Source organism: Limnovirga soli (assembly GCF_013106755.1).
Taxonomy (GTDB): Bacteria; Bacteroidota; Bacteroidia; order Chitinophagales; family Chitinophagaceae; genus Limnovirga; species Limnovirga soli.
Genome location: NZ_WHPF01000008.1, coordinates 80778 through 103009, shown reverse-complemented (window position 1 = coordinate 103009; position 22232 = coordinate 80778). Strand labels below are relative to the sequence as shown.

Genomic DNA, 22232 nt, shown 5'->3' with positions numbered 1-22232 from the left:
TTAATTTATTAACACAAATGTGTTTATTTTATCTTGTAGGCGGCATAGCTGGGCCAGCTGTTACAGGAGGTGCTGGTTTAACATCCAATACCTGAATTTCAAATACCAGGTTGGCAGATGGAGGAATAACAGGAGGTGAACCCTGTAAACCAAAACCAAGGAATGATGGAACATAGATTTTTCCGCTACCACCTTTACCAAAATATGGTAAAGCTTCTTCCCAACCTGGAATTACCTGATGTGCACCAACAGTTACGTTCAAAGGATCTAAATGACCTTTAGAAGAATCCAGATTGGTATCAAATACGGTACCATCCGATTGTAAGTAACCCTTGTATTTGATAGAGGCCAACATACCAGAGTCAGCTTTATTAGATTGATCGCCGGGATTATCGATGGTAACAAAAGCGCCACTTTTGGTTTTTACACCTTTTACGCCTTTTTTGGCCATATAATCTTCTACCATTTTAATCTCTCTTGCATTTTGCTTATCTATTTCTTTGGTATAATCAGCCATTGCATCAGCCTGATTTTTGAATGTTGCAATGATTTTGATTTTACACAAAATGGTGCTACCCTTGGTGAAAATCACGCTGTCAGTAGGATCAAGCATGTTCTTTTTCTTTAATGTATCGCAGCTTAACACTACAGTTGCGCTATCACCAGCCCTTAATTTTGGCATAATTTCCAAAATGCTGTAAGCGGCACGGGCACCTGTATCTACCTGGCCAAAGCCTGGCATTTTATCAAAAGAGCTTTGTAGTAAACTATCTTTTTTACCGCTTCTTTCGGTTAAGGAGTATTCTACATTGTATTTTACAAACTCTCCGGGTTTTACACTGTCTCCGCCTTTACCAGGGAAAATGGTATATACCAGCCCGGTAGCCGTTTTATTAAAATCCGACTGGCAGGAAGCCAGTAAAAGTACTGCTGATGCAGCAGCTAAGATGATTCTTTTCATTTTTTGTTATTGTAATTGTTGTTCGTATTGTTTAAGTATTTCTTTAAAATCCTGTGCCGTTTTCTCCAGTGTTTCACTGCTTCGTCCGCCGGCTGCATTTTTATGTCCGCCACCTTCAAAATGGTTACGGGCAAAGGCATTTACATCAAAACTACCCTTGCTTCTAAAGCTCCATTTACGCTCCTCATTTCTATCTATTAGCAAAGCACCAAGTTTTATACCGGTAATTCCCAATAAATAATTTACTAACCCTTCAGTATCACCGGTTTGAATATGGTATTTTAAAATATCTTTTTTAGAAATTACCATCATCGCCGTATTGTATTCGTACAAAACTTCTAACCGGTTTAAGAGTGCATTACCTATAAAACGTAAACGCCCCTCAGTAGAATTATCGTAAATATTTTCAAATATCTCGCTATGATTAATACCTGTTTCTTTTAAAACTGCCACTTTCCGGTGTACATCAGCGCCAGCCGATGGAAAACGAAATGAGCCTGTATCCGTCATTATTCCTGTAAAAATACAAGTAGCAATATCAGTATTTAATAACGATTTATGCGGAGATGACATGATAAAATCATAAATCATTTCACAGGTAGAACTCTTGCTGGTATCACTTTCGCCAAAATCAAAGGCCGTGGTTTGGGGCTCCTGATGATGATCTATTAACACCTTAATGCATTTGGCTTCCGTTAAAATACGCTCCATATGTTTGGTGCGGTACATAATATTAAAGTCAAGACAAAAAAGCATTTCTGCATGATGTATAATATGTTCTGCCTGCTCCCTGCTATAATCGTAATCTATTACAGTTTGTACACCTGGCATCCAATCTAAAAAGCCTGCCCAATTGGTTGGCGAAATTACGGTTACTTCATGCTGCAGCTGAATTAAATAATGATATAATCCAAGCGCAGCGCCCATTGCATCGCCATCGGGCTTTTGATGCATGGTAATAACAATTCTCTTTTTTTGCTCTAAAATTGGATAAACTTGCTCTATTGATTGCATTGGTGGCGGCAAAATTCAGGGTTTCAGGTCATTTGGGCAAATCATTTTACCTTTTTGGCTGCGTGGGCTGTTAAAATTCTAATAATAAAACCCTTTTGGTAGCCGGCCGCACCATATAAATTGGGCTTTACTTGCCACGCTCGGTTCAGGGTTCGGGTTTCATGGCATCAAAAAAATACAAACAATTTATGGCAGCATTATAAACAGCAATAACGTTTTATTTATATTAAATTTCTCTCCCAGCTGCATAGCATTACTATAGTACAAGAGTGCGACGCAAGCGGTGTAGCCCTGTGAAATATAGCCCGGCCCACAAAAATGGAGATTGATTTTATGTGTTTTATACAGATGGTTAGCTTAACTACCATTCTTGTATTACTTTTGCAGCAAATTTTAGCTATTATGAGCAACAGAACATTTACAATGGTTAAGCCTGACGCTACCGGAAAAGGTTATACCGGCGCCATTTTAGACCAAATGATTAAAGGTGGTTTTGCGATTAAAGCCATGAAGTGGACAAGGTTAACCCCAGAACAAGCAGGTGAATTTTATGCCATTCATAAAGAAAGACCCTTTTATGGTGAGTTGGTAGAGTTTATGAGCAGCGGACCAATTGTAGCGGCTATTTTAGAAAAAGAAAATGCCGTGGCCGATTTTAGAAAATTAATTGGTGCTACCAATCCTGCACAGGCAGAAGAAGGTACCATTAGGAAAAACTTTGCCTCCTCTGTTGGAGAAAATGCAGTACATGGCAGTGATAGTGATGAAAATGCCATTATAGAAGGCTCATTTTTCTTCTCAGGCCTAGAAAGATTTTAATGCAGATAGGCAACCCTGCTTTTTGGCGGGGTTGCTAATTTTCTATGGCCCTTATTTGATATCCTTTTTGTTGAAGCAGATTTAATACCCCGTTTTGCCCGCCCAAATGCCCGGCACCCACCGCAATAAGCAGGCTTTTTTTATTTGTAATAGCGGGGAACTGCGCTACCCAGTTTTTATTTCTTTGATTAATCATAATATCCTGGGCTTCTTCAGTGGTACCGCCATCGGTTTTCAAGGTAAAATCCAGCAGCTTTTCCAGATCCTGTTGTTTGTATAAAGCCATCATATCTGCCGTTTCTTTTTCCGAATCAGTTATATGATCTATACTATACAGTAATTCTTTAGCCTGGGTTGCATAAGGTATGCTATCTAATATGGCCGCCTGAAAAGCAGCGGTTTCCAATCCTTTTATTTCCTTTTTAGCTGTGTGGGCCTGTTGCATAATGCTCATTTCTATTCCACCCATTACCGTACATGGCAAAATAGCTTCATATACCAATGAAGATACCAGCATGGGTTGCATTTTATTAAACATGGTTAATTGCAGTCCCATGCCATGTGCATTAAAAAAGGCTTTTATACGGTTGTATTCTTCCGGGGTATATAATTTCATAAGCGTGGTATCATGCTTCATGGTGCCCAGGGTTAATCCGCTAAGCAGCTGGCCCATATCGTCCATATCTATTTCAAAATAGATTTCATCTACTGATTGTATAACAGATGACAGGTTTTTGCTAACTTTTGCATCCTCCTTACATAGTAAATGCATAGTACCATACAGGTAAGCTGGTTTTTGTAAACCATTGCCGGTAACTTCCCATAAAAGACTTTTATTGTTGGCCGCAGTATTAAACTGGCTTTTAGATTCGCAAGATAAAATACCTGTTAAGGTAAGTAATAGCGTAGTATATTTTATAAGGCGATACTTCATATTTTGATGATTTGTTGCAAAACAATAAATGCATATTACAACTTCTGGTTTTAGCTATTGATATTTATAGATTTTTTTAACAAAAAACGGTAATTATTACTGTAAGGTATTTTTTAATTAGCCGTTACAATAGCTACGCATAGCATAGGTATTATTAGCACATTTGTTTGTATTTTGCACTTACCCTCTGTGTAAAGTAATTTTAAAGAATGGATGGAATTTTTTAAAAAATTATCCTATTTTGTTAAAGTATTAGAACAAAGAAAAATGTTAATTAACTTGTTTGCCTAAACTAAGCATTGCTATTTGCGTATATGAAACTTGAATTTAAAAATATAGGAACAATGATACACTGGGTAGCAGGAACTTTATTAAGCGTACTATCATTAACCTCTTGCGCAGAGCATAAAAGTCAATCTATGGATATAACAGAAGAAAGAACAGCGCCAAATGCGCACTATGATACAATTACATTTGCAACAGGTTGCTTCTGGTGCACAGAGGCAATTTTTCAACGGGTTAAAGGGGTAAGCAAGGTAACAAGTGGGTATATGGGAGGAACAGTTGTTAATCCTACCTATGAAGAGGTTTGCACAGGCACTACAGGGCATGCGGAATGCTGCCAAATAATTTACGACTCTACTATTGTTAGCGTTGATGAGTTGTTAAAAATATTCTGGAAAACACATGATCCTACCACTTTAAACAGGCAGGGAAATGATGTGGGCCCACAATACAGAAGCGTAGTGTTTTACCATTCGGAAAGTCAGAAAGAACTTGCGGAATTGTATAAAGCAGAACTAGATTCTAGCGGTGCTTTTAAAGACCCGATTGTTACTACAATTGAGCCTGCAAAACCATTTTTCAGTGCTGAAGGGTATCACCAGAATTACTTTAATAACAATTCAAATCAAATGTATTGCCGGTATGTGATTGTGCCTAAAATCGAAAAGTTTGAAAAAGTTTTTAAAGACAAACTTAAAAAAGCAGAAACTGAATAGTGTTTCGTTTTTGCCAAACAAAATAGGAGTGTTATCTGCACTCCTATTTTGTTAACGGAATATTTCAAGTTTATAATAAACATCTTAGACAACATATTGCTACAAAAATCTACCATACAATTACTTCGTTTTCCCTTTTCATATTTTTTAATGCCGGTATTTTGTTTTGCCCTCAGTTTTGTAGAACCCATTAACTGGCCGCAAACCATACTTGCATTTGTACTAATTCATGCTTTGCTTTACCCGGCAAGTAATGGTTATAATAGTTATATGGACAGGGATACAGAAAGCATTGGAGGTATTAAAAATCCTTTGCAACCCACAAAACAGCTTTTTTATACCACACTTATATTAGATATTTTGGGCACCCTATTAAGCTTATTTATATCCTGGCAGTTTGCAATGGCTTATCTTTTTTACATTATATGTTCAAGATTATATAGTTACAGGGGAGTAAGGTTAAAACGCTTTCCGGTGGCGGGATATATTACAGTAATATTAAATCAGGGTACACTTATTTTTGCCATGGTATATTACGCTGCCAACAATAATAGTTTGGACAATATTCCGGTTATAGGATTATTAGCTGCAGCCTTCTTAATAGGAGGCTTCTACCCTATTACCCAGATTTATCAGCACGATTCGGATAAAAATGATGGTGTAAAAACCATGAGCATTTTATTGGGTAAAAGAGGCACTTTTATTTTTTGTGCTACTATGTATGCTATTGCTTTTGCCTTGCTATTTGTTTATTTCAGCGAACAAAACAAAATACAATCCTTTTTTGTATTACAAATCTTCTTTATACCGGTTATCGTATATTTTTTGCGATGGTTTTTACAGGTTTGGAAAAACGAGTCGCTGGCCAATTTCTCCAATACGATGCGGATGAACATGTTGGCTAGTACCTGTACAAATCTTGCTTTTATAACACTAATACTACTACACTATTTTGGCTGACATTATATCTATAGGAACTGCCTTACCCGCTTTCTGCCATCAACAAGATGATATCATCCTGTTAATGTCTCAGATGTACGAGCTCGACAGTACCGAACACAGAAAACTAAATTTCCTGTATAAACATAGTGGTATTAAAACCCGCTATTCGGTGGTGCCTGATTACAGCTTACCCAAAACTGAATGGACATTTTTGCCACAAAACCATGAGGAAGATTTTCCATTACTGGAACAAAGGATGGACATTTTTAGCAAAGAAGCACTGGCACTTTCCATTAAAGCCATCAACAATTGTATTAATGGGTTTATACAGCCGTCAAGTATTACACATTTGATTACCGTAAGCTGTACCGGAATGAGTGCACCCGGACTTGATTTACAGATTACTGAGACTATGGAATTATCACCAAACATCTTTCGCACCTCCATAAATTTTATGGGCTGCTATGCCGCTATACATGCATTAAAGCTGGCGAAAATGATCTGCAATACCACACCAAACGCCAATGTAATTATTGTGGATACGGAGTTATGTACCTTACATTTTCAAAAAAAATACACACTGGATAATGCTGCCAGCAGTATGCTTTTTGCCGATGGCTGTGCAGCTGTTCTGGTCTCCAACAATATATCTTCTGCTGCCTCAATAAGCCTGAAAGGATTTTATTCTCAGGTTGCATTTAAAGGTAAAAACGATATGAGCTGGGAACTAAGCAGCCAGGGCTTTCAAATGCGCTTAAGCGGCTACATTCCTCAACTAATTGAAGAAGATATTGAAAGCCTGGTAAATGCTTCACTTCAACATTATCAAATAGAAAAAGATACTGTTACGCATTGGTGCATACATCCGGGTGGCAAAAAAATTTTACAGGTAATTGAACAAAAGCTGGCATTGCATCCAACTGATCTTGATTGTTCCCGAAAAATATTGTCGCAATACGGTAATATGTCGTCTCCTACTATTTTATTTGTATTAAAAGAAATGATGCTTGACATGAAAGTGAACTCTACCATTTTTGGGGTGGCATTCGGGCCAGGTTTAACCATGGAAACTTTTCATGCTGAAAAATCATGAAACTGCAACAAAGATCATATACCAAAGAGTTGTTAGACAACGATGATATTCCATTTCAGGATATCCAAAGGAATATGCAGGAACTTAATTTTATTAATACCTGGCTCGGTGGTCATCAAATTACTATTAAAGGTTTACAGCAACTTATTACAGCAAACACCAAAATCACAGTTTGCGAAATTGGTTGTGGTGGTGGCGATAATCTGGCAGCAATTTCAAACTGGTGTAAAAAAAATAATATTGAAATACATTGTATTGGCATTGATATAAAACAGGAATGCATCGATTTTGCCCGACAGAACAAAGCTTTATCAGCCAATACAGAATGGATTGCAAGCGATTATGCGGCGGTAAATTTTGCAGTGCAACCAGATATTATTTTCTCAAGTTTGTTTTGTCATCATTTTTCTGAAGAAAGCCTCAGTAGCCAATTCCAATGGATGTATAATAATTGCAAAACGGGTTTTTTTATTAACGATTTACAACGTAACAGCATTGCCTATATTGCCATCAAATGGCTTACACGTTTATTTTCATCATCCTACCTTGTTAAGAACGATGCACCATTAAGTGTTGCCAGGGGCTTTCATAAAAATGAATTAATTGCCATATTCCAATCAGCAGATATAACCACTTACCAAATTTTCTGGAAATGGGCTTTCAGATATTTAGCCATTTGTAAAAAAACCTTGTAAGGAATTTCTACAATGGCCGTATCAGCAATAAAAAATATTATGTTACCAACAACAGATTATTATGGCATCGGCGCTTGCCACGCTCGGTTCAGGGTTCCTCTATTATGGGGGCAATAAAATTGTATGGCGTAAGCACTTTACTAATTGTCTAAATAATACTGTATTTATTAGCTGCATATGGTGCTAAAGTACAAGAGTGCGACGCAACGGCAGCCAACATACATTACAAAAGTCCGGTACATACAACAGCTATTGCCTTTTTGAAAATTTTATATAGATATTTGTACAATGCCTAACGCAAACAATGTATACGATGTAGCCATAACCGGTGGTGGCCTGGCAGGCCTTACACTTGCCATACAATGTGCTGATGCGGGTTACAGCGTAATACTATTTGAAAAAGAGCAATACCCTTTTCATAAGGTTTGTGGCGAATACATTAGCATGGAAAGCTATCAGTTTCTGGAGCGCTGTGGCGTTGATTTACAACAGTATCAGGTACCCCATATTAATGCATTACAATTAACTGATGTAGGCGGGCATATCTATTCGTTTACATTGCCGCTTGGTGGTTTTGGCATTAGCCGATATACGCTAGATAATGCTTTGTACCAAATAGCAATTAATAAAGGTGTTGAAATATGCACCAATACAAAAGTGACAGATATTACCTATAATAATTTCTTTACCCTACAAACCACTGCAGGCATATTTACCAGTAAGGTGGCCGCCGGGGCATTTGGCAAACGCAGTAATTTAGATGTTAAATGGAAAAGAAATTTTACCACCCAAAAACCTGATAAGTTAAATAATTATGTGGGTGTAAAATATCATATAAAGTATGCTTTTCCCTCAAATACAATTGCCTTGCACAATTTTAAAAACGGCTACTGTGGTATTTCAAATATTGAAAACGATACCTGCTGTCTTTGCTATTTAACAACAGCTGATAATTTAAAACAACATAACAATTCTATACAACAGATGGAAGAACAATTGTTATGGCAAAACCCTGCATTAAAAACAATTTTTACCAATGCAACCATGCTATATAATGAACCGCTGGCAATATCGCAAATAAGTTTTGCCAAAAAGCAACAGGTAGAAAATCATGTGCTTATGATTGGCGATGCGGCTGGTTCTATTACCCCACTATGTGGTAACGGTATGAGCATGGCCATGCATGCGGGGAAACTGGCTTTTGAACAAATAAACAATTACCTGAAGGGTGCAATTACACTGCAACATATGGAAAACAACTATACTGCCAACTGGCAGCAACAATTTAGCAGGCGGTTATGGATTGGGCGAAATGTGCAACGCTTATTTGGCAACAATACCAGCACCGCGATTTTTTTATCGGCCATGCACAAAATGCCCTGGCTGGCAAGTAAAATTATTAGTGCTACACATGGGAATACCTACTAATTTGGTTGGTTTAAAACAACAATCCACAAACTTATTTTAATTGATAAAATATTCATTTTGAACTTTTTTAAACGTATAGCATATCATCCATCGGTTATAAAAATTACACACTGGGAATATTGGTCATTCAATGCAGTATACAGCCCCATTTATTTGTATTTTATTTGGCTTGGACTAAAACCAAGGGCTATATTTTTTGTTAATGCGGCCAATCCCGGTATACTTAATGGTGGATTTTTAATGGAATCAAAAAAAGAGATATACGACATTATCCCAAATCAGTTTTACCCTCGTACTGTGTATTTGCCCAAAGCAGCTAAACTATCAGAGGCTTTAAGCCAAATACAACAAGCAGGCATTGAATATCCATTTATTGCCAAGCCGGATATTGGTGGCCGCGGCCGCATGGTAGCTAAAATAAACACAGAAGCCGAGCTGATGGAATATTTGAATATAGTGCAGGAAGATTATCTGCTACAGGAAATGGTACATTGGAAAAACGAAGCAGGCATATTCTATTACCGTTATCCTAATGAGGCAAAGGGGCATATTTCGGGAATTGTGGCTAAAGAATTTTTATCTATTACCGGCAATGGTAAAAATACCATGCTGCAATTATTACAGCAGGAAAAAAGGTTTATTCTGCAAATTCCGGCCCTGCATAAAATATATGGCAAACGTATGTATGAAGTAATGCCGGCAGGCATTACAGAAGTGCTGGTACCATTCGGCAATCACGCAAGAGGATCAAAATTTATTGATGCCAGTAATAAAATTGATGAGGCACTTACAAAGGCAATTGATGATATTTGTACACAAATTCCAGGGTTTTATTTTGGCAGAATGGACATAAAATTTAATTCCTGGGAAGAATTAAAACAAGGTAAAAACCTTTCTATTATCGAGCTCAATGGTTCCGGAAGCGAGCCCACACATATATACGATCCTGCACATTCTGTTTTCTTTGCCTGGAAAGAAATCATCAGACATTGGAAAATAATGCAACGCATCAGTATTATCAATCACAAAACATTTGGCGTTCCCTATATGACATTAAAAGAAGGATTGCAAATGCTTAAAAGCGATACCGAACACCTGAAAAAAACCAGTAATAATAACTCAAACCAAACCCTGTAAATTATTCAAATCATAGCCTTTGCCAAGCACTCAATTATTTGCAACTTCAAAATGTTATCCTTTGGCTTTTTGTGAAACCAAAACTTAGCATTTAAACAATCACAAAACTCAGCGAAAGCGAAATAGAGTATTTCCAACACCCCAACTTGTAATAGTTCGTTTTTTATAGAATTCCTGCAATGCACTTATTGAAATAAAAACAGGCACCGGCAAATCAACTGATTAATCAGTTTACTTTAATTGGGATGAATGTGGTGAACCAACTCTTTTTAAACTTTGGATAAGTATATGTATTAACCCAGCTCAAGTTGGCTATTCAACTTTACTTGCGTCCCACACTTGTACTGCAACAAGTATCGCAGCCAGCAACATCCCTTACAAAATTGGGTGAGCTTCAAAAGGTTTAATTACTTTCATAGCACAAATCATTTTTATGCGCCGTATTACACTTTTATTTTTAATAGCCTTTAGCCTTTTTTCGGTAAATAGCCATGCGCAACAGTATACCATACAAATACTTGATTCCACCCACGCAATTTCTATTCGTGGTTTAAGTGTGGTGGATAATAATACCATTTGGGTAAGTGGCAGTAAAGGCAGTGTTGCCAAATCAACCAATGGCGGCACCAACTTTGAGTGGTATACAGTAAAAGGTTATGAGCAAAGGGATTTCAGGGATATTGCAGCTTTTGACAGCAACAACGCAGTAATAATTGCGGTAGCAGAACCAGCCATTATTTTACGTACAAAAGATGGCGGACAAACCTGGAAAAAGGTATTTGAAGATACTACAAAAGGCATGTTTCTTGATGCCATGGATTTTAATAACAAAGGTTATGGCGTTGTAATTGGCGATCCCATAAACAATAACCTATTTAAAGCTTTTACTGTTGATTATGGTAACTCATGGATAAGTCTGCATATGGTAGATCCCGGCATGCAATTAAAAGATGGCGAAGCCTTTTTTGCATCAAGCGGCACCAATGTGGTTGCTACCAATAATAAAAACAACCCATTTATTTATACTACAGGAGGTAAAACTTCCCGGTTAATTTATAAAGATGCTTTTTATAATCTTAATTTATTAAGCAATAAAGAAAGCACCGGCGCCAACTCTATAGCCCTAGCACCAGATGGCAAAAATGCTATTGTAGTCGGTGGCGATTTTGCCGATGATAAAAACGCAGAACAGAATTGTATTTTGGTACAACTGAACAAGCAACCTGTTTTTACCGTACCGGAAACAGGACCACATGGTTACAGGAGCTGTGTGGCCTACATCAATAATAAACAGCTGATTAGTTGCGGTACCAGTGGGGTTGACATATCCGCTGATGGTGGCAAAAATTGGCAGTTAATATCAGGACATAGTTTCCATGTTTGCCAAAAAGCAAAAAATGGAAATGCCGTTTTTCTGGCCGGTGCCAATGGCGTAATTGCCAGACTACAGTATTAGGTTATTATAATCAATGCCTATGTATTTGCTGCCATAAAAACCGAACCCTGCAGTGTGCGACGCAAGTAAAGCCCAATTAAAAATCTGTTGCCTGGCTCATAAAAAAACCTCCTGCAACAGGAGGTTTGAAATATTAATAGGATGGCACTTTATTTGGCCAGGCTTTGGATAACATCGTATTTGGTAACAATATGAAAATGACCGGTTTCATCTTTTGCTAAAACGGCACCATTTTCTTTGTTAATTAAACTGCCAAGTCTTTCAACAGGTGTTTCAAAATCTACAATGGGGTAAGGATGCTCCATCACTGTTTCTACCAGTGCATTTTTAATTTCGGGATTACTGAATATTTTTTGAAAAAGCCCACCCTCGCTTAAAGCGCCAACCATATTACCATTTAGCATTACAGGAATTTGCTCAATATCGTATTTTTTCATTAACTCAACCGCATGTGCTACTGTATGGGCAGGTTCTACGGTAATTAGCTTTTTACCTATACGGCCACTAACAATGTCTTTAAAGGTTTTTACTTCGAGAAAGCCCCTTTCCATCATCCATTGATCGTTATAAATTTTACCTACATAACGGCTGCCATGATCGTGCAGTATACAAACTACCAGATCGTTGGGGGTAAGGCTGGCTTTTAATTGCATAAGGCCCTGTAAACAACTTCCGGCACTGTAGCCACAAAACAGGCCTTCTTCTTTTGCCAGTCGGCGGGCCATAATGGCACCGTCTTTATCGGTAACCTGTTCAAAATAATCTATCACACTCATATCGTAATTCTGGGGAACAAAATCTTCTCCAAAACCTTCGCTGATATATGGGTGCACCTGGTTCATATCAATTTCGCCGGTGCGGTAGTATTTGGTTAATAATGAACCATATACATCTATGGCCCAAATTTTTATATTGGGGTTTTGCTCTTTTAAATACATGGCTGTACCCGTAATAGTACCGCCGGTACCTGCAGTACACACCAGGTGTGTTATTTTGCCTTCTGTTTGCTGCCATATCTCCGGTCCGGTACTTTCGTAATGTGCCTGGCGGTTGGCGAGGTTATCATACTGATTCATGTACACAGAATTGGGCACTTCTTTACCCAGTCGTTTGGCTACACTATAATAACTGCGTGGGTCTTCAGGTAGTACATTGGTGGGGCACACTATTACTTCGGCGCCAACGGCTTTTAAAATATCGGCCTTTTCTTTGCTTTGTTTATCTGTGGTTACAAAAATACATTTATAGCCTTTTACACATGCAGCCAATGCAAGCCCCATACCGGTATTACCACTGGTGCCTTCAATAATAGTGCCGCCGGGTTTTAAACGGCCTTCCTGCTCGGCCACTTCTACCATTTTTAAAGCCATGCGGTCTTTAATAGAATTTCCGGGGTTGAAATAATCTACTTTAGCCAGTACTGTGCAAGGCAGCTCTTTGGCAACCTTATTGAGTTTTATTAACGGGGTATTGCCAATTGTTTCCAGAATATTATTTAACCACATAAACTAACAAATGTTTGGGCAAAGGTAAGGGTTAGCCTGCTGCCAGCATTTAGTATGATGAAAATATTGCATGTACCCGCTGAAGAAGCACTCAAATTACGCAATGGGGGTTCCTTTGCCGGGTTATGAACAGAACGTTCAAGTGTGCGACGCAAGTAAAGCTTAATAGATAAATAATGCCGGGCCAATAATGGCATTTTTTATGGGTCATTATATGGTGATTTATATTTGCATTAAACTTTATATATAAACTACTATCCTAATTGTTAAACGATATAAATTATTCTTTAACCCAGCAATAGATTTTTTTAACGGCACGACTATTGCATTTTGTAAAGTACAATCTTAGAACATGAAAAAATTACTATTCGCAGTTTTGCTTATCAGCTCTTGTGCACCGGCACAACAAAACAAAACAAGAAAGGGCAAAAACCCAAATAAAACAGCCAAAAGTGCACAGGTATTACAAACTTCGGGAACGGTAGACCCCAATGTTAAAATAGAAACACCATCCAATTTTGATGGGTTAAAGCAACCCTTAAAGGGCCTTGTATGCCGTGACTATGACCGGATTGACCCTGCAGGCAGTGATGATAATATGATGAAAATTACCAATGGCGTAATTATTCAGTTGTACTGGAAAGATATTCAACCCACAGAAAACGGGGCGATTGTAAGGGGTAACCGTGTTGACCAGGCTATTGACTGGGCCCGTAAGTTTAAAGCCAAATATGGTATTGAAATACCTATTAAAGTGCGGTTATACTGCGGCGTTTACTCGCCGGACTGGTTAATAAAAAAAGGCAGTTTTACCATATTGGATGAAAAACTACCTAAATATTGGGAGCCCGCTTTTTTAACAGCTTTTGCTGATGTACAACAAAAATTGGCTGCCATTTATGATAATATTCCAGAAATTAGTGAAGTAGTAGATGGTGCAACCGGTTTAAAAAGCGCCGAAAACCTGATACGCCCATTTGGCGATAATGCCCGTAAACAGCAGGTGGGTGATATTTTCTTACAGGCTGGTTATACCAAACAAAACGATTCGTTAGCCATCATAAAAAGCTATCAGGCCATGAAACCATGGAAACATACCCTTATTAGTGTTTGTTTTTCTTCCTATCAGTATCTTGATAGTAAAGGCAATGCATACGAAACGGCAGAGGGTACCATTCCGTTTATCAACAGCTTTGTAAATATGTATGGCAAGCAAGCAGTGGTAGGTAATAATGGTTTAAGAACAACAGCCGGCAGCCATGGCGAAGATTTTGCAGAAGGCGGTGAAAGGTATAAGCTATATAACTATTTCAAAAAGCTAAAAGAAGAAAAGGGAGTTACCATATATTTTCAAACTTCCACTACCAAACGCTCCGGCAGCGAGCTTTCTCCTGTAATTGAGGAAGGCATAAAATATGGTGCCGCATATATTGAATTACCCACCGGACCCAAACAATTTCGCGAATTATTGGGTAACCAATTAGAGCCATTAAACAAAAGGGTAAAAGCCAATTAAACATAAAAAAGCCGTTTGCATCAGCAGCTACACAGCAACTAATGTAAACGGCTTAAATATAATTATACAGAAAGGTTGTTAAGCTATCAATTTATTAATGGTTCTGCCCACTTCTACCAGCAAAACCAAACAACCCGCAAATCCTAATACTATACCGGCAATTTTAATGATAGGTAAAATACCTTCAATATAAAAATTCTTAGGGTCATCGGCCATATAATACACTTTCAATTGTTTACCTACATCGTATTTCTTATAGCGCTCTTTTCTTGACTGTGCAGTAATGGCTTCCCCTTTTTGGGTAATGTATTGTATAATTGGGTAATACCGCTTGGCGCCAGATGAGTCTTTGGTTACTTTATAATCCATAATTGTAGCAGCTGTATGCTCTCCGGCTTTATAAACTTTGCTTCTTTTCAGCAACTTTAAAATGGTTTTGTACACAAAGAAATAGCCAAGAAAAAAGAACAGTCCAATAAAAATCACCAGCTTAAAGATCAGAAATGCTATCATATTATAAGTATTGAGTTTTATGCTTGATGCGCTGAAATTAAAACTTTTCCGCAAAGAAATTACATTCTGCTGCCTATAAATAAATAAACCATGCCATAAAACGCTGCTAAAACATTACCCGCTAAGCTTTGCTATCTATTTTTTTGTTACCGGCAATAGTTTATATATGTGGCTGCGCTTGCCACGCTCGGTTCAGGGTTCCTCCTTTGTGGCAGCAAAAATGTACACAAAAAATGGTTTGTACAGCAGCAAAAACGTCCGGGCAGGTATTAAAAAAGTAGTTTTAGTCAAAAAATCCACATTATCCTTTTCAAAATGCCCTGGTTAATTATACCTGCTAAAAGCAGATATTTGCCAAATACAATATCAGCATATGAAACCTGTGGGTATTTATGATATAATACGTATTGATGAGTTCTCTGCCACCCCCAAATACCAGCAACTTATCAATTGTATACTAAAGGGTATTGAGCATGGCAGGTTTAAACAACAAGACACCCTACCTTCCATCAACGATCTAAGCTACGAGCTGGATGTATCCAGAGATACCGCAGAAAAAGGCTATCGTTATCTAAAAAAAATTGGTGTACTTGGCTCAGTACCTGGTAAGGGATATTTTATAAAAAATACGGAGTTTGAGCAAGCCTATAATATTTGCTTGCTGTTTAATAAACTTAGTGCCCACAAAAAAATTATTTACGATGCTTTTGTGGCAGCCATGGGTGCCAATGCCGCAATAGATTTTTATGTGTATAACAACGATTATACCTTATTTAGAAAACTAGTAAGCAACAAAACAGAAGATTATACCCACTATGTCATCATTCCGCATTTTATTGAGGGCGGTGAAAAGGCCCATGAAATAATTAATACCATACCAAAGGATAAACTCATATTGCTCGATAAACAAATCAACGGTATTACCGGCGATTATGCCGCCGTTTATGAAAATTTCTCCAAAGATATTTATCAGGCATTGGAACAGGCGGCCGACAGGTTAAGTAAATACCATACCATAAAAATCATCTTTCCCGATAACAGCTATTACCCTCAGGAAATCCTTGATGGCTTTAATCGTTTTTGCCAGGATTATGCATTTAATTACAAAGTAATCAGCAATATTGCCAAAGAAGATATTCAGCCGGGCGAAACCTATATTACCGTAATGGAAGACGATCTGGTAAAGCTTATTGAAAAACTAATGCAGCTTACCCTAAAAGCCGGTACTGATGTGGGTGTTATCTCCTATAACGAAACACCCATAAAAAAAATAATACTGGATGGCATTACAACTATTTCTACCGACTTTAATGAAATGGGTAAAATGGCCGCTCAATTAATCTTGCAACAAAAAAGGCAGCATGTAGAAGTACCATTTAAACTCACCCTCAGAAACTCAGTATAAGCCATCCAAATGGCTTTTTATAGCCCAAAGAGTAGAAATATAAAAATATCGCAAACAACAACCCGATGGCCAATCCAAAAATTAAGTTTTAGCTACAAAACTAAGCCATCATTTTTTGCATTTTTATTTGGCCCGATGCTTGTACATTGCAGCCCATAATGACCTTCTCATTTGAACATACTGAATTTTGGCTGGGCCTATTGTTGTTAATACCATTGTTATTGTTGTTTGTGTGGGTATTACGCAAAAAAGCCGAAGCAAAAAGGAAGCTGGGCGATACGGCTCTCGTAAACCAGTTAATGGGCAATTATTCAGCAAATAAATACCGCTTTAAATTTATTATAACCCTGGTGGCACTCTCATTTTGCATTATTGCAACCACTAATTTTCGTAGTACCCAAAACGGAGAAGGCGAAAAAACTGCCGGTATTGATGTTATGATTGCCCTGGATGTAAGTAAAAGCATGTTAAGTGCAGATGTTAAACCCAGTCGGTTAGAAAGGGCCAAACAACTGGTAAGCCTAATGATAGAAAATCTGGAAAACAACCGGCTTGGATTGGTGGTATTTGCAGGACAAGCTTTTTTACAAATGCCCTTAACACCGGATCTTTCTGAAGCAAAACTTTTTGTTTCTAATGCCAATCCAGATGCCGTTCCTTTACAAGGCACCAATATAAGCGATGCATTGGAAAGATGCATTACCGGATTAACTACCAACGAAAAAAAACACAAAGCCATTGTGCTTATCACCGATGGTGAAGACCATGATGCCAATGTGGATAAAGCCATTCAGGATGCAATAGATAATGGCATTATTATTTACACGGTAGGTTTAGGTACTGCAGATGGTGCACCCATTATTGAGCCCGGCGCAGGCACCTATAAAACAGATGCAAATGGCAAAACTGTAATTAGTAAATTAAACGAACTGGAGTTACAGCAAATTGCTGCAAAAACCGGAGGCAGCTATTTTCATATGGAAGATGTACCAACTACTACCAAAGCATTAAACACTGCTTTGGATAGCATTGAAAAAAAATTAATCGAAGGTGCAAATGGAGGTAAAACTTATTTTTCATTTACACCTTTTATATTGGCTTTGGCAATTATTTTGTTAGTTGCCGAAGTGTTTATCTCTGAAATAAAAAACAAACAATTGGCTTAATGATGGGTTTTTGAGTTGAATCTATTATTAAAATTCTTTTGGCTGCATAAATAACTGAAAGTACAAGAGTGCGACGCAAGTAAATTAGCAAATAGTTTTGCTGCCGGGCTCAAAAAAATGAAATATTTATTTATCATATTAACTATTTGTTTTTGCCAATTTGCCTTGGCACAGGATCCTAATACAACTGTAAATAAGGGCAATGATAGTTATCGTAAAGGTGATTATAAAAATGCCATCGAATTATACAAAACCGCCCTGGCTACCGATGCAAAGAACAAGGCCGCCACTTTTAATATGGGCAATGCCTATAGCCGCTTAAATAACAATGCAGATGCAGAAAAATTATTTGACGATGCGGCAGTTAGCACCGACAATAATCTTAAGGCAAAAGCCTTGTACAATAAGGGAGTGGTACAGGTAGCGCAGCAAAAACTTCAGGATGCCATTGGCTCTTTTAAGCAGTCTTTATTACTAGACCCAACAGATGAGGAAGCAAGAGAAAATTTGCAAAAAGCGCTGATAGAACTTAGAAAACAACAACAAGCTGCACCGCCACCACCGGCAAATAATAAAAAGCAACAACAGAAAAATAAGCCGCTGAATAAAGACCTTATTGAACAAAAGCTAAACGAATTAAGAGATAAAGAAAAACAATTACAAAAAAGGCTGCAGCAAAAAACCAACCGCCAGCAACCTGAAAAAGATTGGTAAATTTTTAAAAAAATAACAATGAAAAAATTAGGGTATCCCGTTATTACAGTTTTGATTTCTTTGGTATGGGTTTCCTGCCTGGATACAGAAGAAAAAGTAGTAATTAATAAAGATAACTCTGGCGAATATTCCATCAATATTGCGATGGATGGGTTTATGTCTCAAATGCAAATGCTTACTGGTAAAAGCCTTGAAACTGATGGCCGCGAAAAACAACAAAAAGACACTACCATTTATTTCAAAAGCTTTACTGATACAGCAACTACATTAAGCGATGAGGAAAAAGCCATGCTGCACGATGGCAAATTATGGCTGCATTTGGATGAAATGAGCGATGAAGTAAAAATAAACTTGTCAGTACCCTTTAAAAATATCAGTCAGTTGCCCCAGCTCAAAAAAGAATTTGCCGCAGCCCTGAAAAAAATGCGCTTTACTGATAAGTTAATGAATAAAGATGCCTCTGCCGATTTACCCGAAGATCTTGCAGGTGCAGGTGGCCAGTTCAGCCAGTTGTCTAATACCAGGAATCCATTTTCATCCGCATTTACCTTTAGTGTGCAGGGCAACAAAATTTCTAATGTTTTAACAGATAGCACTATCATTAATTCCATGGTTAGCGAAAACAGTTCGCTGCAAATGCTGCAACAACTGGCCCCAATGATGGGCAGTATTAGTTACAAAAGCACCTATGTATTGCCCAACCCGGTTAAGTCTTACAAGGGCGGCAATTCCGTAGTATCAGCCGATAAAAAAACCATCAGCTTTACCAACAATATAACCGATATGTTCGGAAGCCCCTCCTCGATGGAGTATGAAGTAATTTATTAATACCAATTGGGCGTTGCCCTTTACAGGGCCGGGCTTTCCGTTACAAGTCCTCGCCAGGCTGCGTTGCACTACGCATGGCTGCGGGCTTTTCACTGCAATCCCTAACGCAAAATAAGCTAGCGGCAGGCAATAGCATATAATAACAGTATACACATTAAACCATGCTGTATTTTAATTGTTATTTTTGCAAATCATTTGCGGTAACGCAAACAAGCAATACAACATTTACTATGCAATTATATTGTAATTCACTTACGCAATACAGCAGACTAAAAACCAAAGAAGTAAAAGTGGGCGATCTTTTATTGGGTAATTTCAACCCAATTAGGGTGCAAACCATGACCACAACAGATACCATGGATACCATTGCCACTGTTGAACAATGTATCCGCTGTATAGAAGCCGGCGCCGAAATGGTACGTATTACAGCACCCAGTAAAAAAGAAGCAGAGAATTTACTCAATATAAAAAACGAACTACGTGCACGTGGTTATACTACCCCGATTATTGCCGATATACATTTTACACCCAATGCAGCAGAAATTGCAGCACGCATAGTAGAAAAAGTACGTGTAAACCCGGGGAATTATATCGACAAGAAAAAATTTGAGCAACTGGAATATTCCGATGCTGAATATGCAGAGGAAATAGACCGTATAAGAGATCGCTTTACACCTCTTATAAAAATCTGCAAAGAATATGGCACGGCAATGCGCATTGGCACCAACCACGGCAGTCTTAGTGATAGAATCATGAGCCGTTATGGAGATACACCCATGGGCATGGTAGAAAGTGCCATGGAATTTTTACGGGTAGCACGCCATGAAAATTACCACAATATATTGCTTAGCATGAAGAGCAGTAATCCGCAGGTAATGGTACAGGCTTATCGCTTGCTTATACAACAAATGGATGCAGAATTTGGCGAATGTTACCCCCTGCACCTTGGCGTTACCGAAGCTGGTGATGGCGAAGATGGCCGTGTAAAAAGTGCCGCAGGTATTGGCACCCTGCTGGAGGATGGTATTGGCGATACCATACGCGTTAGTTTAACCGAAGACCCCGAATTTGAAGTGCCCGTTTGTAAAGACCTGGTTAAGCGTTATCAGGGTACCGTAAACAACAAGCATACAAATGGCTCGGTACCGGCCATTGAAAAAATACCATACTCACCTTTTGTTTATAAAAAACGGTCCAGTTTTGCCATTAATAATATTGGCGGTAATCAGGTACCGGTGGTAATTGCCGACTTAAGCAAAATAAATAAAATTAGTCCCGCCCATTTAGAAAGCGTTGGATATACATATGATTCCAATAGCGATAAATGGAACATAAGCGATGCGGCGGCAGATTATATTTTTACAGGCAATGAGTTGCTTGATTTTGCCTTGCCTGGTACGCTGAAAGTAATTGTTTACCCTGCCACCTGGCACCTGTCTAATGATAAAGAAAAATATTTTCCCCTTTATGATAGCGGCGCCTACCTTAACGGCACCTGGAAAAGCGATACACTTAATTTTGTGATGATTGATTGTTTTAACGATCAAACCTCACTAAACGATTTTACCAATTTAAATGAGCTGGCGAACGACAATACGGTAGTTATTTGCCTTAGCAGCACCAATCAGCAGGCAATGCCTTCGGTACGCCGTATGTTTATGGAGTTATTACAAAGAAATATCCATAATCCGGTAGTAATTATGTGCGATAGTAACTGGCAAACGGCAGATGAACATTTGATACATTTTGCAACAGAATGCGGCGCTTTACTGTTGGATGGTTTTGGAGATGGCTTGTGTTTGGGCATGTCTCAAAAAAGCTATACCGCCACCAACAACAATAATGCACAAAATGCCAGCGGCAGAAATTATTTAAGCAATTCTACGGTTGAGCAGTTTATAAACGCTACCGCATTTACCATACTGCAGGCTACCCGTACCCGTATTTCAAAAACAGAATATATATCCTGCCCATCCTGTGGCAGAACCTTATTCGATTTGCAGGAAACTACCGCGAAAATACGTTCCCGCACCAACCACCTGAAAGGTGTTAAAATAGCCATTATGGGTTGTATTGTAAATGGCCCCGGAGAAATGGCCGATGCAGATTTTGGTTATGTAGGCAGCGGCCCCGGCAAAATAACTTTATATAAGGGAAAAGAAATAGTAAAGCGCAATGTAGACAGTGCTATTGCGGTAGATGAATTAATAAACCTGCTTAAAGAAAACGAAGCCTGGATTGAACCTGTAATGTAATACACATGTATGGACCCGGCAGCAAAACCAATGGCAGCAGCCGTTGCGTCGCACACTGCGGGGTTCGGTGATATAACCCGGCAAAGCAAAAATACATTTTTAAACAGCTGCATAATCTATCCGGCCGCACAAGAGTGCGACGCAAGTAAAGCCGCCCATTGCAATCATGCCCGGCTAAAAAATAACTGATTTTAGCAACTACTATATTTTGCATAGCATTTGAATATACGACATGCCTGCCGCATCTTTTAAATCTACGGCCAAAATAACACCTGGCACAGTAAAACGGTACCGGGTGCCTGTTATATTGCCTATTACAGTTAAAGATGTTTTACCATTATATTGAAACTGCACCTGCTGTACAGCGGCTTTTTCCTGCACAGTTTCAAAACGGCTGGTAGCATTGGAATGTACCTGATTGGTATAGTTATCTCTTTTACTTCCGCAATTACACATCTTTGTTTTGTTTTAATTATGAGGGTAGAATTATGTATTACTATTCAGCTGGTTCTTCAAAAAATACAGGTATTTCCGGCTTACTTTTTTTGGGTGCGGTACATTGCTCTGCCAGGCAGGCTGCACCAGATAAGGCCAGCCACAAAAGCAAACGTTGGGGCCAATCTGCTCCCAGCCAGCATCCAAAAGGAAAAGCTATCCATACACTAACACAATAAAAGCAGTCGAGCAGGCTTCCAAAGAAACCTGCTCCTGCTTTTTGCCGCATGAGAAAAATTATATCGAAAGGACCATCTTCCTTTGCAAGTAAATGCGTTAACCGCCATACTGCTAAAGAGGCTATAATAAAATAAGTGCTTGTTATTTCCATTGTTTATGCGGTTTAAACAAATAG

General features: G+C 38.4%; 21 protein-coding genes. 14 read left to right on the top strand and 7 right to left on the bottom strand.

What is annotated here, in order from left to right; genetic code table 11:
- Positions 1 to 28: 28 nt before the first annotated feature.
- Complete coding sequence (locus GD597_RS12540) at positions 29 to 961, bottom strand: FKBP-type peptidyl-prolyl cis-trans isomerase (protein WP_171608212.1); 933 nt, start codon at positions 959 to 961, stop codon at positions 29 to 31.
- A 6-nt stretch (positions 962 to 967) separates the two neighbouring features.
- Entirely contained in the window at positions 968 to 1975 is a 1008-nt protein-coding gene (locus GD597_RS12535; protein ID WP_171608211.1) for a DHH family phosphoesterase, read from the bottom strand.
- 402 nt (positions 1976 to 2377) lie between these two features.
- On the opposite strand from GD597_RS12535, the gene GD597_RS12530 reads away from it, so the two are divergent.
- Positions 2378 to 2794 (top strand): nucleoside-diphosphate kinase, encoded by a 417-nt coding sequence (locus GD597_RS12530; RefSeq protein ID WP_171608210.1) that lies wholly within the window; start codon positions 2378 to 2380, stop codon positions 2792 to 2794.
- A 34-nt stretch (positions 2795 to 2828) separates the two neighbouring features.
- Here the strand turns inward: GD597_RS12530 and GD597_RS12525 are convergent, their stop codons facing one another.
- Positions 2829 to 3728, bottom strand: coding sequence for a TraB/GumN family protein (locus tag GD597_RS12525; protein WP_171608209.1), 900 nt, complete (start codon positions 3726 to 3728; stop codon positions 2829 to 2831).
- 344 nt (positions 3729 to 4072) lie between these two features.
- On the opposite strand from GD597_RS12525, the gene msrA reads away from it, so the two are divergent.
- The 7 genes from msrA to GD597_RS12490 all read left to right on the top strand — a co-directional run bounded on the left by msrA (position 4073) and on the right by GD597_RS12490 (position 11480).
- Positions 4073 to 4729 (top strand): peptide-methionine (S)-S-oxide reductase MsrA, encoded by a 657-nt coding sequence (gene msrA / locus GD597_RS12520; protein WP_171608208.1) that lies wholly within the window; start codon positions 4073 to 4075, stop codon positions 4727 to 4729.
- Between the two features lie 96 nt (positions 4730 to 4825).
- Positions 4826 to 5689, top strand: a complete 864-nt coding sequence (locus tag GD597_RS12515; RefSeq protein WP_235954288.1) for a UbiA family prenyltransferase — start codon at positions 4826 to 4828, stop codon at positions 5687 to 5689.
- Positions 5682 to 6764, top strand: a complete 1083-nt coding sequence (locus tag GD597_RS12510) for a type III polyketide synthase (protein ID WP_171608207.1) — start codon at positions 5682 to 5684, stop codon at positions 6762 to 6764. The genes GD597_RS12515 and GD597_RS12510 overlap by 8 nt, the downstream gene beginning before the upstream one ends.
- Complete coding sequence (locus GD597_RS12505; RefSeq protein ID WP_171608206.1) at positions 6761 to 7459, top strand: methyltransferase domain-containing protein; 699 nt, start codon at positions 6761 to 6763, stop codon at positions 7457 to 7459. Before GD597_RS12510 ends, GD597_RS12505 begins: the two co-directional genes overlap by 4 nt.
- A gap of 288 nt (positions 7460 to 7747) precedes the next feature.
- Complete coding sequence (locus GD597_RS12500) at positions 7748 to 8887, top strand: NAD(P)/FAD-dependent oxidoreductase (RefSeq protein WP_171608205.1); 1140 nt, start codon at positions 7748 to 7750, stop codon at positions 8885 to 8887.
- 57 nt (positions 8888 to 8944) lie between these two features.
- Positions 8945 to 10024 carry an ATP-grasp domain-containing protein gene (locus GD597_RS12495; RefSeq protein ID WP_216368581.1) on the top strand — a complete coding sequence of 360 codons (1080 nt, stop codon included), beginning with the start codon at positions 8945 to 8947 and terminating at the stop codon, positions 10022 to 10024.
- A 433-nt stretch (positions 10025 to 10457) separates the two neighbouring features.
- Complete coding sequence (locus GD597_RS12490) at positions 10458 to 11480, top strand: WD40/YVTN/BNR-like repeat-containing protein (RefSeq protein WP_171608204.1); 1023 nt, start codon at positions 10458 to 10460, stop codon at positions 11478 to 11480.
- A 149-nt stretch (positions 11481 to 11629) separates the two neighbouring features.
- Here the strand turns inward: GD597_RS12490 and GD597_RS12485 are convergent, their stop codons facing one another.
- Positions 11630 to 12985 (bottom strand): pyridoxal-phosphate dependent enzyme, encoded by a 1356-nt coding sequence (locus GD597_RS12485; protein WP_171608203.1) that lies wholly within the window; start codon positions 12983 to 12985, stop codon positions 11630 to 11632.
- 352 nt (positions 12986 to 13337) lie between these two features.
- Between GD597_RS12485 and GD597_RS12480 the strand changes: the two genes are divergently transcribed.
- Positions 13338 to 14501 carry a hypothetical protein gene (locus GD597_RS12480; protein ID WP_171608202.1) on the top strand — a complete coding sequence of 388 codons (1164 nt, stop codon included), beginning with the start codon at positions 13338 to 13340 and terminating at the stop codon, positions 14499 to 14501.
- A 78-nt stretch (positions 14502 to 14579) separates the two neighbouring features.
- Here GD597_RS12480 and GD597_RS12475 read toward each other — a convergent pair whose 3' ends face one another.
- Positions 14580 to 15014 (bottom strand): DUF3592 domain-containing protein, encoded by a 435-nt coding sequence (locus GD597_RS12475; RefSeq protein WP_171608201.1) that lies wholly within the window; start codon positions 15012 to 15014, stop codon positions 14580 to 14582.
- 373 nt (positions 15015 to 15387) lie between these two features.
- Here GD597_RS12475 and GD597_RS12470 point away from each other — a divergent pair, with 373 nt between their 5' ends.
- The 5 genes from GD597_RS12470 (at position 15388) to ispG (ending at position 21382) form a co-directional block, all read left to right on the top strand.
- Positions 15388 to 16419 carry a GntR family transcriptional regulator gene (locus GD597_RS12470; protein WP_171608200.1) on the top strand — a complete coding sequence of 344 codons (1032 nt, stop codon included), beginning with the start codon at positions 15388 to 15390 and terminating at the stop codon, positions 16417 to 16419.
- A gap of 158 nt (positions 16420 to 16577) precedes the next feature.
- On the top strand, positions 16578 to 17585 hold the full coding sequence (locus GD597_RS12465; RefSeq protein WP_171608199.1) for a VWA domain-containing protein: 1008 nt from the start codon (positions 16578 to 16580) through the stop codon (positions 17583 to 17585).
- Positions 17586 to 17702: 117 nt separating this feature from the next.
- Positions 17703 to 18299, top strand: coding sequence for a tetratricopeptide repeat protein (locus tag GD597_RS12460; RefSeq protein WP_171608198.1), 597 nt, complete (start codon positions 17703 to 17705; stop codon positions 18297 to 18299).
- A gap of 18 nt (positions 18300 to 18317) precedes the next feature.
- Positions 18318 to 19127, top strand: a complete 810-nt coding sequence (locus tag GD597_RS12455) for a hypothetical protein (RefSeq protein ID WP_171608197.1) — start codon at positions 18318 to 18320, stop codon at positions 19125 to 19127.
- Positions 19128 to 19357: 230 nt separating this feature from the next.
- Positions 19358 to 21382: a (E)-4-hydroxy-3-methylbut-2-enyl-diphosphate synthase gene (gene ispG, locus GD597_RS12450; RefSeq protein ID WP_171608196.1), complete on the top strand. Its 2025-nt coding sequence runs from the start codon at positions 19358 to 19360 to the stop codon at positions 21380 to 21382.
- 201 nt (positions 21383 to 21583) lie between these two features.
- Here the strand turns inward: ispG and GD597_RS12445 are convergent, their stop codons facing one another.
- Positions 21584 to 21838: a hypothetical protein gene (locus GD597_RS12445; RefSeq protein WP_171608195.1), complete on the bottom strand. Its 255-nt coding sequence runs from the start codon at positions 21836 to 21838 to the stop codon at positions 21584 to 21586.
- 40 nt (positions 21839 to 21878) lie between these two features.
- Complete coding sequence (locus GD597_RS12440) at positions 21879 to 22208, bottom strand: hypothetical protein (RefSeq protein ID WP_171608194.1); 330 nt, start codon at positions 22206 to 22208, stop codon at positions 21879 to 21881.
- Positions 22209 to 22232 lie beyond the last annotated feature (24 nt).

What these genes read in the sequence shown, in the direction of transcription:
- msrA (WP_171608208.1), top strand. Translation starts at nt 4,073, where the DNA reads ATGATACACTGGGTAGCAGGAACTTTATTAAGCGTACTATCATTAACC.
- GD597_RS12535 (WP_171608211.1), bottom strand. Translation starts at nt 1,975, where the DNA reads ATGCAATCAATAGAGCAAGTTTATCCAATTTTAGAGCAAAAAAAGAGA.
- GD597_RS12480 (WP_171608202.1), top strand. Translation starts at nt 13,338, where the DNA reads ATGAAAAAATTACTATTCGCAGTTTTGCTTATCAGCTCTTGTGCACCG.
- GD597_RS12505 (WP_171608206.1), top strand. Translation starts at nt 6,761, where the DNA reads ATGAAACTGCAACAAAGATCATATACCAAAGAGTTGTTAGACAACGAT.
- GD597_RS12460 (WP_171608198.1), top strand. Translation starts at nt 17,703, where the DNA reads ATGAAATATTTATTTATCATATTAACTATTTGTTTTTGCCAATTTGCC.
- GD597_RS12455 (WP_171608197.1), top strand. Translation starts at nt 18,318, where the DNA reads ATGAAAAAATTAGGGTATCCCGTTATTACAGTTTTGATTTCTTTGGTA.
- GD597_RS12440 (WP_171608194.1), bottom strand. Translation starts at nt 22,208, where the DNA reads ATGGAAATAACAAGCACTTATTTTATTATAGCCTCTTTAGCAGTATGG.
- GD597_RS12470 (WP_171608200.1), top strand. Translation starts at nt 15,388, where the DNA reads ATGAAACCTGTGGGTATTTATGATATAATACGTATTGATGAGTTCTCT.
- GD597_RS12525 (WP_171608209.1), bottom strand. Translation starts at nt 3,728, where the DNA reads ATGAAGTATCGCCTTATAAAATATACTACGCTATTACTTACCTTAACA.
- ispG (WP_171608196.1), top strand. Translation starts at nt 19,358, where the DNA reads ATGCAATTATATTGTAATTCACTTACGCAATACAGCAGACTAAAAACC.
- GD597_RS12530 (WP_171608210.1), top strand. Translation starts at nt 2,378, where the DNA reads ATGAGCAACAGAACATTTACAATGGTTAAGCCTGACGCTACCGGAAAA.
- GD597_RS12490 (WP_171608204.1), top strand. Translation starts at nt 10,458, where the DNA reads ATGCGCCGTATTACACTTTTATTTTTAATAGCCTTTAGCCTTTTTTCG.
- GD597_RS12445 (WP_171608195.1), bottom strand. Translation starts at nt 21,838, where the DNA reads ATGTGTAATTGCGGAAGTAAAAGAGATAACTATACCAATCAGGTACAT.
- GD597_RS12485 (WP_171608203.1), bottom strand. Translation starts at nt 12,985, where the DNA reads ATGTGGTTAAATAATATTCTGGAAACAATTGGCAATACCCCGTTAATA.
- GD597_RS12465 (WP_171608199.1), top strand. Translation starts at nt 16,578, where the DNA reads ATGACCTTCTCATTTGAACATACTGAATTTTGGCTGGGCCTATTGTTG.
- GD597_RS12475 (WP_171608201.1), bottom strand. Translation starts at nt 15,014, where the DNA reads ATGATAGCATTTCTGATCTTTAAGCTGGTGATTTTTATTGGACTGTTC.
- GD597_RS12500 (WP_171608205.1), top strand. Translation starts at nt 7,748, where the DNA reads ATGCCTAACGCAAACAATGTATACGATGTAGCCATAACCGGTGGTGGC.
- GD597_RS12540 (WP_171608212.1), bottom strand. Translation starts at nt 961, where the DNA reads ATGAAAAGAATCATCTTAGCTGCTGCATCAGCAGTACTTTTACTGGCT.